Annotated in this window: 9 protein-coding genes; 1 reads left to right on the forward strand and 8 read right to left on the reverse strand. The window is 44.4% G+C overall.

The window, feature by feature from the left end:
- The first annotated feature begins 303 nt into the window (after positions 1-303).
- Positions 304-1,425: a sporulation integral membrane protein YtvI gene (ytvI, locus tag V1502_RS15920; protein WP_409251607.1), complete on the forward strand. Its 1,122-nt coding sequence runs from the start codon at positions 304-306 to the stop codon at positions 1,423-1,425.
- Positions 1,426-1,840: 415 nt separating this feature from the next.
- Here the strand turns inward: ytvI and V1502_RS15925 are convergent, their stop codons facing one another.
- The 8 genes from V1502_RS15925 to dnaE form a co-directional block, all read right to left on the reverse strand.
- Positions 1,841-2,227, reverse strand: a complete 387-nt coding sequence (locus V1502_RS15925) for an FxsA family protein (RefSeq protein ID WP_409251608.1) — start codon at positions 2,225-2,227, stop codon at positions 1,841-1,843.
- A gap of 208 nt (positions 2,228-2,435) precedes the next feature.
- Positions 2,436-4,196 carry a pyruvate kinase gene (gene pyk / locus V1502_RS15930; protein WP_409251609.1) on the reverse strand — a complete coding sequence of 587 codons (1,761 nt, stop codon included), beginning with the start codon at positions 4,194-4,196 and terminating at the stop codon, positions 2,436-2,438.
- A 54-nt stretch (positions 4,197-4,250) separates the two neighbouring features.
- Complete coding sequence (gene pfkA, locus V1502_RS15935; RefSeq protein ID WP_409251610.1) at positions 4,251-5,210, reverse strand: 6-phosphofructokinase; 960 nt, start codon at positions 5,208-5,210, stop codon at positions 4,251-4,253.
- A 310-nt stretch (positions 5,211-5,520) separates the two neighbouring features.
- Complete coding sequence (gene accA / locus V1502_RS15940; protein ID WP_409251611.1) at positions 5,521-6,501, reverse strand: acetyl-CoA carboxylase carboxyl transferase subunit alpha; 981 nt, start codon at positions 6,499-6,501, stop codon at positions 5,521-5,523.
- The gene (gene accD, locus V1502_RS15945) at positions 6,495-7,364 is read right to left on the reverse strand and encodes an acetyl-CoA carboxylase, carboxyltransferase subunit beta (protein WP_409251612.1); all 870 of its coding nucleotides are present in this window, start codon (positions 7,362-7,364) and stop codon (positions 6,495-6,497) included. Before accD ends, accA begins: the two co-directional genes overlap by 7 nt.
- A gap of 179 nt (positions 7,365-7,543) precedes the next feature.
- Positions 7,544-8,170, reverse strand: a complete 627-nt coding sequence (locus V1502_RS15950; RefSeq protein WP_409251613.1) for a FadR/GntR family transcriptional regulator — start codon at positions 8,168-8,170, stop codon at positions 7,544-7,546.
- Positions 8,167-9,405: an NADP-dependent malic enzyme gene (locus V1502_RS15955; RefSeq protein ID WP_409251614.1), complete on the reverse strand. Its 1,239-nt coding sequence runs from the start codon at positions 9,403-9,405 to the stop codon at positions 8,167-8,169. Before V1502_RS15955 ends, V1502_RS15950 begins: the two co-directional genes overlap by 4 nt.
- A gap of 391 nt (positions 9,406-9,796) precedes the next feature.
- Positions 9,797-13,147, reverse strand: coding sequence for a DNA polymerase III subunit alpha (gene dnaE, locus V1502_RS15960; protein WP_409251615.1), 3,351 nt, complete (start codon positions 13,145-13,147; stop codon positions 9,797-9,799).
- Between the last annotated feature and the right edge of the window lie 118 nt (positions 13,148-13,265).

Consider the following 13,265-nt stretch of genomic DNA (forward strand, 5'->3'; position numbering starts at 1 on the left):
CAGCGAATATCAACTCATTACCCGGAAGATGATTCACCTTATATTGATATTACAGAGCTCAAAGGGAGTATATTTCCCTTTAGGATGTTTCAAGGTGATTGGGGACGGCATGACATTTCCCAAAAGGATAGTATATAGGGAAACTAATGATTTTCCATACTTTCACAATTCTTTTTTCCAAGCAGAATACAAGGAATTGAAAGAATATACAGACTCCACCCGTATATATATCTTTCTTTCATTTCTTTCCTCAGCTAAAATAGAATAGTAATAAATAGAAAATTCCGGCAGGGGGGATATCAAATGAATTTAGAATTTCTCTACCGCTGCTTGCGCTTTTTATTTGTCATAGCGGTAATAGTTTTAACGGGAATAGCTGTTTTCTACATATCCAAGGTGACATACCCATTCATCATCGCCTTAGTCATTGCCCTTCTTATTAATCCAATCGTAAATTTGCTCGAGAGGAAGGCCAAGATGCCGCGCGGTCTTGCAGTCGCATTGTCATTATTCCTGATAATCGCGGTCTTCATCGGCCTTATCACATTGCTGATTACAGAAATTGTGTCAGGTGCAAACTATCTTGCAAACGTATTACCACAACATGTTAAGACACTTGTGGAATACTTTGAAAACTTCATTGCTGCACAGGTCATTCCTTTTTACCACCAGATTATCGGCTTATTCAAAAACTTAGAGGCAGGTCAGCAAGGGGCCATCATGGAAAACATTCAGGCCGCCGGTGAAAGAATCGCCTCATCTGCAGGGGATTTCTTGCAAAATTTCTTCCAAAGACTGCCGAATCTGGTTTCCTGGATTCCAAATGCGGCTACTGTGTTGATCTTTTCGGCGCTCGCCACTTTCTTCATCAGTAAAGACTGGTATCATCTTTCTGATAAACTATCAAAATATGTACCAGTAAAAGCCGCAGCAAGCGGCAGAAGAGTCTTCCATGACCTAAAGAAAGCCTTATTTGGATTTATCCGCGCACAGTTCACCCTAATATCGATCACGGCGGTGATTGTCCTTATCGGCCTTTTAATTCTTCGGGTCGACTATGCCATTACCATTGCACTGGTTACCGGTTTAGTGGATATTCTTCCGTATCTTGGAACAGGTGCGGTGTTCGTACCGTGGATTATTTATGAATTGATTACAGGAAATATCGGGCTCGGAATCGGACTGGGTGTGCTTTACCTGGTCGTTGTGGTTCAAAGACAAATCATGGAACCCAAAGTGCTGTCGTCCAGCATTGGATTGGATCCACTCGCCACATTGATCGCCCTATTTGTAGGTTTCAAATTAGTTGGCTTCCTTGGCCTTATCCTTGGTCCCGTTACCTTGGTCATTCTATCTACACTAAGAAACGCAGGGGTATTCCGCGACTTATGGGCTTTCATTAGAGGGACTCCGGAGATAAAATAATAATTGTTTTATAACTCTTCAGATGCTTCGATGACTGTAATGTCTGGAAGAAGTTTTCTGAGGAGTTTTTTGTTCTAGAGGCACTTTTACTCTGATTGGACTGCTTTTTGCCTCTAGAACTTCTCTAAAGGCACTTTCTCTCTTGCTTGGACTTCTTTTTTGCCTCTAGAACTTCTCTAGAGGCACTTTCTAGCGATACTTTCTCTCTTGGTTCTACCGCTTTTTACCTCTAGAACCATCCTAGTCTCTGAGGCACTTACCGCTTCCACAGGCGGCTTTCTAGACTACAATAAAAGCTGGCAGGAGCGGCTGTAGCATCAGCACAAGCCTGACTTGCCCGACTTCAATCATCTAAAAGTCCCCCAACCACTCAAACCACAAAAAAGCTCCATTCTTAAAGAACGGAGCTTTTCTACTATCGATATATTATAACATTGCCGTTATCAATCCATTTTCTAAACAGTTTGAGAATGAACGGTTTTATCACTTTTCTGGTTTGCGGAAACAACAGAAGGAATCCGATAGCATCGGTGATGAACCCGGGAGTGAGAAGAACTACTCCACCTACAAGGATGCATAAACCATCCACAATGGCATCGCCAGGCAGCTGTCCATACCTGATTTGGTCCTGAACATTTCTAATAGCCTGGAGACCTTGCTTCTTTGCGAGGTAGGCCCCGAGGACACCAGTGGCAATAATCAGTAGAATTGTCGCGGTTAATCCAAATGTCTGCCCTGAAAGGATTAATAGACCAATTTCAAGCGCAGGCACTACGATTAAAAAGAATAGCATATATCTCATTACTTCATACCCCCAATTTATTGGAAAGCCTGTACTTATTATATCATATTCTGTTATATCGAACTGATTCCGGAATGCGACAATTTTGCAACAGCTGACAGGTAATGAACATTTGATTTTCTTTTTGCAGGATCACTTGTTGATGAACGACCAGGAATCAAAAAAAGTGACGCCTCCTGGAGGAGACATCACTTTGTAAAAAAACCAATTATAGTACACTTGCATGTCCATCGTAGATAACGCCTCTTGAGGAATCTACGGTGATATCCTGACCATCTTTCAGAATGGCCATGGCATTTTCAACTCCGACGATGACCGGGATGCCGATGTTGATACCGACGACCGCGGCATGGCTCGTCAGTCCGCCTTCTTCTGTAATCAATGCAGAACATTTCTCAAGTGCAGGCACCATTTCTTTGTCAGTACCCACTGTGACGAGAACCGAACCAGGCTTTACTTTTTCATTCGCTTCTGCGGCATTTTTAGCGATTACCGCTCTTCCAAATGCCGTCTTGCGTCCAATCCCCTGGCCTTTTGCAAGGATATCGCCGACTACATGGATTTTCATAAGGTTTGTTGTGCCAGATTCACCGATAGGTACACCGGCAGTAATGATGATGCGGTCACCATGTGTAATCATACCGGAATTGACACTTTCTTCAACAGCCATTTCCAGCATTTCATCTGTAGTGGCCACTTTTCTGCCTTTTTGTGAATAAACGCCCCATGCCAATGCCAGCTTACGGGATACAGAATCATTCGCTGTAACGGCGATGATTGGTGCCTTAGGTCGGTACTTAGAAATCATTTTCGCTGTATGGCCGCTTTCCGTCGGAGCCACAATGGCATTTACAGAAAGGTTGATGGCTGTATGCGCAACAGATTGTCCGATGGCATCCGTCATATTATGTCCAGTATCTTTGCTGCGGTTGGAAAGGATGTCTTTATAATCAAGTGCAGTTTCCGCACGGGAGGCGATATTATGCATCGTCTGGACAGCTTCCACCGGGTAAACACCGGCTGCAGTTTCACCTGAAAGCATGATTGCATCCGTGCCGTCAAAGATTGCATTTGCTACGTCACTTGCTTCAGCCCTTGTCGGACGCGGGTTACGCTGCATGGAGTCAAGCATTTGCGTTGCAGTGATAACCGGCTTGCCAAGTGCATTACATTTTTTGATCAATGCTTTTTGTACAAGAGGTACCTCTTCTGCCGGAATTTCTACCCCAAGGTCACCTCGAGCGACCATTAATCCATCCGAAACTTCCAGTACTTCATCGATATTGTCGACACCTTCCTGGTTCTCGATCTTAGGGATAATTTGGATATCTTTCGCATTATGGTCTTCCAGCAGCTGATGGATTTCCAAGACATCAGAAGCACGGCGAACGAAAGAAGCTGCGATGAAATCAACACCTTGCTCGATACCAAAGATGATGTCCTTGGCATCCTTATCTGTAATACCAGGAAGGTTGACAGATACTCCCGGTACATTGACACCTTTTTTGTTTTTCAATGTTCCTGAATTAAGTACCTTTGTTCTAATCTCTCCTGCACCTTTATCCAGGGAAATCACTTCAAGGCCGATCAGCCCATCATCCAAAAGGATTTTGGATCCCTCTTCTACATCATCAATCAGGCTTTCGTACGTGATGGAGAATTTTTCAGGCGTTCCCAGTACTTCTTTCATGGAAACGATGACTTCGGAACCTTTCTCAAGCTCGATGGATCCGTTCTCCATATTATTTGTGCGGATTTCCGGGCCTTTTGTATCCAGCAGGATACCCACAGTCTTTCCTGTTTTCTCTGAAGCAGTCCGGATGTTCTGGATTCTGGCACCATGCTCTTCATGGTCTCCATGCGAGAAGTTCAAGCGTGCTACATTCATTCCCGCTTCGATAAGCTCTGTTAATTTTTCAACCGATTCACTTGCCGGTCCAATGGTACATACAATTTTCGTTTTTCTCATTACTAAATGCCCTCCTGGATATATCCTGTCATATTCAAGCTATCTGCAGCTCTCTTAGATAGACAATTCTTTAGAAAGTTTATACATGTTTAAATCTATCACATGTTCCTTAGCCAATGCTTCAATGATGTCGTAATCGACCAGCTGGTTCTTCTCTATTCCGACTGCTCTGCCACCCTTGCCTTCCGCAAGAAGGTCTACTGCCCGTGATCCCAGGCGGCTTGCAAGTACCCGGTCGGATGCAGTCGGGGAGCCTCCACGCTGAATATGTCCCAGCACGGAAACACGAGTTTCCAAACTCGTTGCTTCTTTTAATTTTGCAGCAAATTCATTTCCGCTCATTACGCCTTCAGCTACCACAATGATACTGTGTTTCTTACCGCGTTCCTGCCCTTTTTTCAGACGGCGGGCAACATCATCCATATCATGCTTGTCTTCCGGAATGAGAATCGTTTCCGCTCCGCCAGCAAGTCCGGACCAAAGTGCCAGGTCACCTGCATTGCGCCCCATGACCTCAATGATGAACGTTCTTTCATGAGAAGTCGCTGTATCTCGTATTTTATCGATTGCATCGATTACCGTATTCAACGCGGTATCAAAACCGATAGTGTATTCTGTGCCAGGAATGTCGTTATCAATCGTACCCGGTACACCTACACAAGGGTATCCCAATTCCGTCAATGCTTTCGCACCGCGGTAAGAGCCATCTCCGCCGATAACGACCAAGCCCTCGATACCATGCTTGTTAAGCTGTTCGATCCCCTTCATCTGGCCTTCTTTTGTCTTGAACTCTTCACAGCGGGCCGTGTAAAGCATTGTTCCTCCGCGGTGAATGATATCACCGACTGACCCAAGCTCAAGCTTTTTAATATTTCCATTGATCAGACCGTTGTATCCCTGATAGATACCGTAAACTTCCATATCCTGATAAATGGCCTGCCTGACGACCGCCCGAACAGCCGCATTCATACCAGGAGAATCTCCGCCGCTTGTCAATACACCTATTCTTTTCATAAAACCAATCACCTCTTATTAAGTCTCTATGTATAGTAAATTTATTATGTTCTTTTTGGGGTGCTAAAAAGAAGAGTTTCGGGGTAACAGATTCAACACTTACTATTATAGGCAAAACACCTATGGATTATTTCTAAAATAACATGAAGATTGACAGCGAACAACGAATATAGAACGTTATTCTTTATAGACGAAATTGTCTAAATACTGAAAGCGTTTCATTGTAAAATAATGCGTTTACATTACAGCCGCTGAGCTAATGAACATTCCCTTCTATAAAAAAGCAAAAGCGTGGAAAAGATCTCCACGCTTAAGATTTTACCCCTGTATATTCTTCTAAAACAGTATATTGACCCATTAATTTATATTTTTCATAACGGGATTGGATTAATTGCTCTGAAGTCTGAGGAACCAATTGCTCAAGCGATGCTTTGATCGCTTCACCAATACTGCCTGCTTGTTCCTGAACGTCCCTGTGGGCCCCGCCTTTCACTTCAGGGATAATCTCATCAATGACACCCAGTTCCTTCAGGTCCGGTGCAGTGATTTTCATTGTTTCAGCTGCTCTTTTCGCCTGTGTGGAATCTTTCCATAGAAGTGCAGCTGCACCCTCAGGCGAGATGACGGAATAGGTTGAGTTCTCGAGCATGTGGATATGGTTTCCGACTCCCAGTGCCAGAGCTCCACCGCTCCCGCCTTCACCGATAACGATACAGATGACCGGGACAGTCAAGCCTGCCATCTCAAACAGGTTGCGGGCTATGGCTTCACTCTGTCCGCGTTCTTCGGCAGCTTTCCCAGGGTAAGCACCCTTTGTATCAATGAAGCAGATAATCGGCCTGCCAAACTTATCGGCCTGTTTCATCAGTCTCAATGCTTTTCGGTATCCCTCCGGATGAGGCATCCCAAAGTTTCGGCGGATATTCTCTTTGGTATCCTTCCCGCGCTGATGGCCGATGACCGTTACAGGGAGGCCATTGAATTTGGCAATGCCGGCAACGATGGCTTCATCTTCTCCATAGAGACGGTCACCATGCATCTCATGAAAATCGGCAAACAGGTGGCTGATATAGTCAAGTGTTGTCGGCCTGTTGGGATGCCTTGCAACTTGAACCCTGTCCCAAGGTTTCATATTTTCATAAAGATCACTTTCTAGTTTCTGCAGTCGATATTCCAACTTTTCAATTTCTGCTGAAAGATCCACATCCGATTTCTTTGTAAATTCTTTCAGCTCAGAAATCTTATTCCTTAACTGAACCACCGGTTTTTCAAATTCCATTTCGTTTACCATGTCAGTTCACCGTCCCATTGATGGATCTCAAGGATGTTCGAGATCTTCTCTTTTAAATCCAAACGTGAAATAACATCATCCAACTGCCCATGTTTCAACAGGAATTCTGCCGTTTGGAAATCTTCAGGCAGGTCTTCCCGAATCGTCTGTTCGATAATTCTTCTGCCGGCAAATCCAATCAGCGCGCCGGGCTCTGCAAAATTATAATCACCAAGGGAGGCAAAGCTTGCTGACACTCCCCCTGTTGTCGGATGTGTCATTATCGAAATAAATAGACCGCCATTATCACTGAATCTCTTTAATGCCACAGACGTTTTCGCCATTTGCATAAGGGATAAAACCCCTTCCTGCATTCTTGCTCCACCGGATGCTGTGAAGATAATGAACGGACAGTTCCTTCTGTCTGCCTCTTCGATCGCTCGTGTGATTTTCTCGCCAACAACAGAGCCCATACTTCCCATACGGAACCGGGAGTCCATGATCGCGGCTACTGCGTCAAATCCATTCACTTTTCCTGAGCCGGTCACCACAGCTTCATTTATATTCGTTTTTTCACGATCTTTTTCTAGTTTTTCTATGTAATCCGGGAAGTTCAAAGGATTCTCTGACACTAACCCTGCATCAAGCTCTTTAAAAGTGCCTTCATCAAAGAAACTACCACAGCGTTCGAATGCGTTCATTCTGTGATGATAACTGCAATGCAGGCAAACATTCAGGTTTTTCTGCAGTTCTTTTGTATACATGATTTTTTTACATTCAGGACACTTCGTCATGATTCCTTCCGGTACGTCTTGTTTTGCCGTATCGGAGGGGATGGTTGCGTACTTTTTCTTTTTCGTTTTAACAAAAAGATCCTTGAGCACTTTTGTAACCTCCTTATTTACCACCATAATATTTACACTTGCCACTAAAAAGGCGAATTATATTTACTGGGACTTGCTTTAGTTCACTCTACCTTACTTGAAGTAAAAAAGATGTAGGAACCTGTCGGCATTCTCTCGACAACTTTCCCCGCTCGCTCGGCAGCCTGGCCGGATATGAGCTATTTTTTCAACAAGTAATAGTATTCCCACACCTTATCTTCTTTCTTTGCTTGAAGAGAATCTATAAGTCCCTTGCAAGCCTCTTTATAGTTCTCATCCATTGGAACTGTTTTTTCCACCATTGCTCCATACTGGGAAAGTATATACCAAATCTTTCCTGCCAGCAGGTTATTTGATTGATGGATGATTTCTCTCAAAAAATGGTCTACGGTCTTTAAGTCATCCGATTCCAGGCATCTTTGAAGAGTGGTCAGGCTGCAGTCAGACCGGAGGATGGTTCTCAGACTTTCTTTTTCAAGCCATTCCTTTGTAAGCACAACATCCTCTCTTGCCTGGCCTTCCCTCAAGATAAAAGTTCCCAGCAATTCCACCAGCTGGTGATTTCGGAAGTCTTTCAGGAAAGTACCTTCTCCGCGCCTTGTTTCAATCAGACCTAAAAGTTCCAAAGCCCTTAAAGCTTCTCTAACAGAAGAACGCCCTGCTTTCAGGCGTTCTGATAATTCTCTTTCTGAAGGGATTTTATCTCCAGGCTGCAATCCGTCCTTTGAGATCATGTCCCTGATCCTATTTACAATTTCAATGAAAATTTTTGAGTTTGGCTTTGGTGAATCCATCGGCTGGATCATTCACCCTTTCCAATGACTGCAAGCTGTTCCGTTTTTCTGCGCACTTCTTCAGGATCGACCTTCTGTCTTGCAACCCCAGTTTCCATGGCCGCTTGAGCTACCGCTGCGGCAACTGCCGGGGCAACACGCGCATCGAATGGTGCAGGGATGACATAGTCCTCATTCAAGTCCTTCTCATCCACCAGCGCAGCAATTGCTTCTACTGCAGCCTGCTTCATTTTTTCATTGATGTGGGTAGCCCGTACATCCAGAGCTCCTCTAAAAATTCCTGGGAACGCCAAAACGTTGTTTACCTGGTTAGGGAAATCCGAACGTCCTGTCCCCACAACTTTTGCTCCTGCAGCTTTCGCACTTTCAGGCATGATTTCCGGCACAGGATTTGCCATGGCAAAAATAACCGGATCTTCGTTCATGGAACGAACCATTTCTTCCGTTAAAGCACCGGCAACCGATACCCCGATGAACACATCCGCATCTTTGATGACGTCCTCCAGACCGCCTTCGACACGGTCGCGATTCGTAAATTTGGCTACCTCATTCTTGATATCATTCATGCCGTTCGGACGGCCTTCATAAATGGCTCCCCTTGTGTCACACATGACAATATCACGAACACCGTAGTTATGCAGAAGCTTGATAATGGCAATTCCAGCTGCACCGGCCCCATTTGCGACCACTTTGATTTCCGACATCTTTTTCCCGACGATTTTCAAGGCATTAACCAGTCCGGCTACCGTAACGATTGCTGTTCCATGCTGATCATCGTGGAAAATAGGAATGTTCGTTTCCTTTTTCAGCCGTTCTTCTATGACAAAGCAATTCGGTGCGGCGATATCCTCCAAGTTGACGCCCCCGAATGTCGGTTCCATTAATTTAACTGTTTCAACAATCTTGTCCACATCATTGGTATCAAGACAAATTGGAAAGGCATCTACTCCTGCAAAGCTTTTGAATAAAACTGCTTTACCTTCCATGACAGGAAGTGCAGCAGATGGTCCGATATTACCAAGGCCGAGTACAGCAGTTCCATCGGAGACTACGGCAACCATATTGCCTTTCATCGTATATTCATAAACAGTTTCAGGTTTGTCATAAATCACTTTACATGGTTCCGCTACACCCGGAGAATAAGCCAGACTCAGGTCTTTGGCATTCTTTACTTCCACTTTCGATTTCGACTCTAATTTTCCCTGGTTTACCCTGTGCATGTGCAACGCTTCTTCACGTAATGACAAGCTGGTTCACTCCTTAAGTATCTGCATTTGATCTTATTTTTTAGTTGTTATTCAAAGCCCGTGGGCCCAGATTGAATAGAGAGGGTTGGTTCCCGTAACAAGTGCTCCCACCATGGGGCGGGCCGGGATAACCAGCCGGCCGATGTTCCAAAAAGTCCTTAAGACTCTCTCTTGACCCCTGGGGGCTTGGTAATTAAATTGGCCGTCCGCTAACTCTCCGTTATATTCAATCCTTACTCAGAAACGGTTCAAAAATCTGTTGTAAAACAACAATTTCAAGAAAAATATAATGCCCCAGGTGGTCTGACCACCCTTTTCCCTTTAAACAATATAATAAATGTCGAAGTAAGTAAAGGAAATATTTTATATAGCCAGCCTTAATTCTGACCCGCTATTTCAATACAGTATTATTCTCTCCTACTGTCTCTCTCAACTCATGCAGGCATTCTGCTGTCGGATTCACCCACTGATTATTCGGGAGCTGTACGGTCCGACTCTCCGTCTCGAAGTGAATGATGACAGGAACTCTGCCTTTATACTTTCTCAATACTCCTTTTACGGCAGCCAATTCTTCTCCTGCAGAATGCTTTACTTTCAAATATAGTTTCTTATTGATTTCGTTCGACAGGTTCTTTACTTCTTCCATGCTGTACACTTTATTGACCAAGAGCTGCATTTTGGCATTCCGTTCTTCGACAGAACCTTCCATCATTACAATATTCCCTTCTTTGAGAACGGCTGTATAGTGGCGGAATGCATTTGGGAAAACGACGCCCTCCATTTCACCGCTAGAATCACTCATTGTCAGGAAGGCCATCACTTCCCCTTTTTTGGTACGAATGGTCTTGAGTGCGGTAATATAGACACCCACCCTAATATTTTTGTTTCCAGCCTCGAGGTCAAAAAGGTCAATCACAGAAACATCTTTGAACACCTTTTCAAAAGGAGATACAGGATGATCGGAGAGGTATAATCCTAGAACCTGCTTTTCGTACTCAAGCTTTTTCTCAAGAGGCATATCCTCAACTTCTGTATATTTCGGTTTCAGGAAAAAGGCTTCCTCTTCCTCGAATAAATCGTAATCCTGGTCCTGCGGGCGGACTAATTCAGAGTGTTCCAGTGCTACGTCCAAGCTGGCAAGCAGTACAGCCCGATCTTGCCCAAAGTCATCTAGGGCCCCCGAAAACACAAGAGCCTCCAGTGTCTTTCTGTTCACGGCCTTGAGAGAGACCCTTAAGCAGAAATCAAACAGATCAGCGAAAGGCTTCTCCAGCCGTTCCTGATAGATTTCCTTCAAGGCTGCGGCACCTACCCCCCTGATGGCTCCAAGGCTGTATCGAATCCCGCCCTTCTCCACTTTAAAAGGAAACTGGCTGAGGTTTATGGAGGGAGGCAAAATATGGATTTCATTTTGCTTTGCTTCCCGGATATATTGAGAAATTTTCGTATCATTTCCGATGACTGAAGTAAGCAGAGCTGCAAGGAAGTAAGAAGGATAATTGGCTTTCAGGTAAGCAAGCTGGTAAGCAATCATGCTATAGGCAACTGCATGCGAACGGTTGAATCCGTAATTGGCAAACCGCACGATCAAATCATAGATTTCCTGCGCTGTTTCAAAGGAATAACCTTTTTCCAAGGCACCATCTATAAAATGTTTCCGTTCACTGTCCAGTACATCCCGTTTCTTTTTGCTGACCGCCCTTCGCAGCAAATCTGCCTCTCCCAAACTAAAGCCGGCCATCTTAGAGGCAATTTGCATGATCTGTTCCTGGTAAACAATGACCCCGTAGGTGATCCCCAGAATTTCCTTCAAATCCGGGTGGGGGTAGTCGATTGTATCCTCCCCATGCTTTCTTGAAATGAATAATGGGATATTTTCCATCGGGCCCGGCCTGAATAATGCGTTAACTGCCACGATGTCTTCGAACGAATTCGGCCTCAGCTTTACAAGGACATTCTTCATACCTTCGGATTCCAGCTGGAATACTCCGTCTGTCTTTCCCTGGCTCAGAAGTTCAAAAGTCTTCTCATCATTTTGGGGAAGATCATCTAAGGACAGCCGCTTTCCCGTCCCCTTTCTTATTGAGGCAACAATCCGGTCAAGTATAGTTAAGTTCCGGAGGCCAAGAAAATCCATTTTTAACAGCCCGATTTCCTCGAGGATTTCCATCGGATATTGTGTAAGGTGGACGCTTCCCTGCCCTGCCTGTATTGGTATTAAATCAACGAGCGGCCTTTCACTGATGATGACCCCGGCAGCGTGTGTGGAAGCATGCCTCGGAAGTCCTTCCAATTTAAGAGCCGTATTGAATAACCTTTGTTTATGCTGTGTCTCATTGATGAAATTTCTAAAGTCTGCTGATTCATCATACACATCTTTCAAGGACCCGGGGCGGGAAGGAATGAACTTTGAAAGCTGTTCCAATTCCTTTGAATTAAACCCAAAGACTCTGGCTGTATCCCTGAGAGCCGCCTTGGCAGCAAGGGTACCGAATGTGATGATTTGGGCTACATGCAAGTCTCCATACTTTTTATGCACATAATCAATGACTTCTTCACGGCGGTAATCGGGAAAATCAATATCAATATCCGGCATGGAAATTCTTTCCGGATTCAGGAATCTCTCAAATAACAAGCCGTGCTTAATTGGGTTAACATCCGTTATCTTGAGTGCATAAGCCACAAGAGAACCTGCAGCCGACCCCCTTCCCGGTCCTGTTAAAATATGCTGTTCCCTCGCATACTTCATAAAGTCCCAGACAATAAGGAAATAATCACTGAAGTTCATCTTTTGAATCACTGTCAATTCATATTCCAGCCTGCTTAAGTAATCAGGATCTTTTTCCACTCCTCTATCTTTAAGCCCCTGCATACAAACTTCCTGAAGATATCGATCGGCCGTTTCACTGGCAGGCAACGGATATTTAGGCAGGAGGTTTTGATTAAAGGCAATCTCCACATTACACTGATCGGCTACCTTCATGGTGTTTTCCAAGGCGTCTATATGACTGCCGAACAGATCGAGCATCTCATCCCGGCTTTTAAAGTAGTACTGATCATTGGGCAGCGTTTCCCTTTCATCTTCCGACAATTTCACTCCATCGCGAATGGCAAGGAGGCATTCGTGGGCAAAGGCATCCTCTGATTCTACAAATTGAACATCATTCGTCACGACTTGTCTGATAGGAAGCTTTTGTTTCAGCTTTTCTATTCCAGCCTCTATCTTTCTTTCATCTTCAAGCCCATGATTCTGCAGGGAAAGAAAGAAGGAATCCTTACCAAACACCTGCTGCATTTTATAAGCAACAGCCTCTGCTTTATTTAAGTCACCCGCCAGCAGATGCTGTTCTATTTCCCCTTTAATTCCCGGGGTAATTCCAATCAAGCCTTCCCCATACCCTTTGAGCCATTTATAAGGAATTCCTTCGGGAGATTTTGTCCCGATAACGCTCGATATTTTCAGCAGGTTTCGGTAGCCTGCATTATTTTTTGCAAGCAGAATGAGCGGAAAGCTTCTTTCTTCACTTTCACTCATGACATCCGCTGTCATGCCGATAATCGGCTTAATATTATTTTTCCGGCATTCCTGATAAAAAGGAATTACCCCATACATCACATTTCGATCCGTGATGGCCATTGCACGATAATTATGCTGTACAGCTTTATGTACAAGCGTTTTAACCGAAGCTGTGCTCGACAATAAACTGAAAGCGCTTGACACCTGCAAGTGAACAAACGACATGAGCACTCACACTCCTTTTCTCATTCTCCTTCCTTCATTATAAAAAACTATAAGCAAAAAAGAAAATATGTTCGCTTTTTTCCGGACGGTTATTCTTCATATGTGAGCAGCCAGTCCC

Origin of the sequence: Rossellomorea sedimentorum (genome assembly GCF_046237645.1) — a bacterium.
GTDB classification, from domain to species: Bacteria; Bacillota; Bacilli; order Bacillales; family Bacillaceae_B; genus Rossellomorea; species Rossellomorea sedimentorum.

What these genes read in the sequence shown, in the direction of transcription:
- ytvI (WP_409251607.1), top strand. Translation starts at nt 304, where the DNA reads ATGAATTTAGAATTTCTCTACCGCTGCTTGCGCTTTTTATTTGTCATA.
- V1502_RS15925 (WP_409251608.1), bottom strand. Translation starts at nt 2,227, where the DNA reads ATGAGATATATGCTATTCTTTTTAATCGTAGTGCCTGCGCTTGAAATT.
- pyk (WP_409251609.1), bottom strand. Translation starts at nt 4,196, where the DNA reads ATGAGAAAAACGAAAATTGTATGTACCATTGGACCGGCAAGTGAATCG.
- pfkA (WP_409251610.1), bottom strand. Translation starts at nt 5,210, where the DNA reads ATGAAAAGAATAGGTGTATTGACAAGCGGCGGAGATTCTCCTGGTATG.
- accA (WP_409251611.1), bottom strand. Translation starts at nt 6,501, where the DNA reads ATGGTAAACGAAATGGAATTTGAAAAACCGGTGGTTCAGTTAAGGAAT.
- V1502_RS15950 (WP_409251613.1), bottom strand. Translation starts at nt 8,170, where the DNA reads ATGATCCAGCCGATGGATTCACCAAAGCCAAACTCAAAAATTTTCATT.
- dnaE (WP_409251615.1), bottom strand. Translation starts at nt 13,147, where the DNA reads ATGTCGTTTGTTCACTTGCAGGTGTCAAGCGCTTTCAGTTTATTGTCG.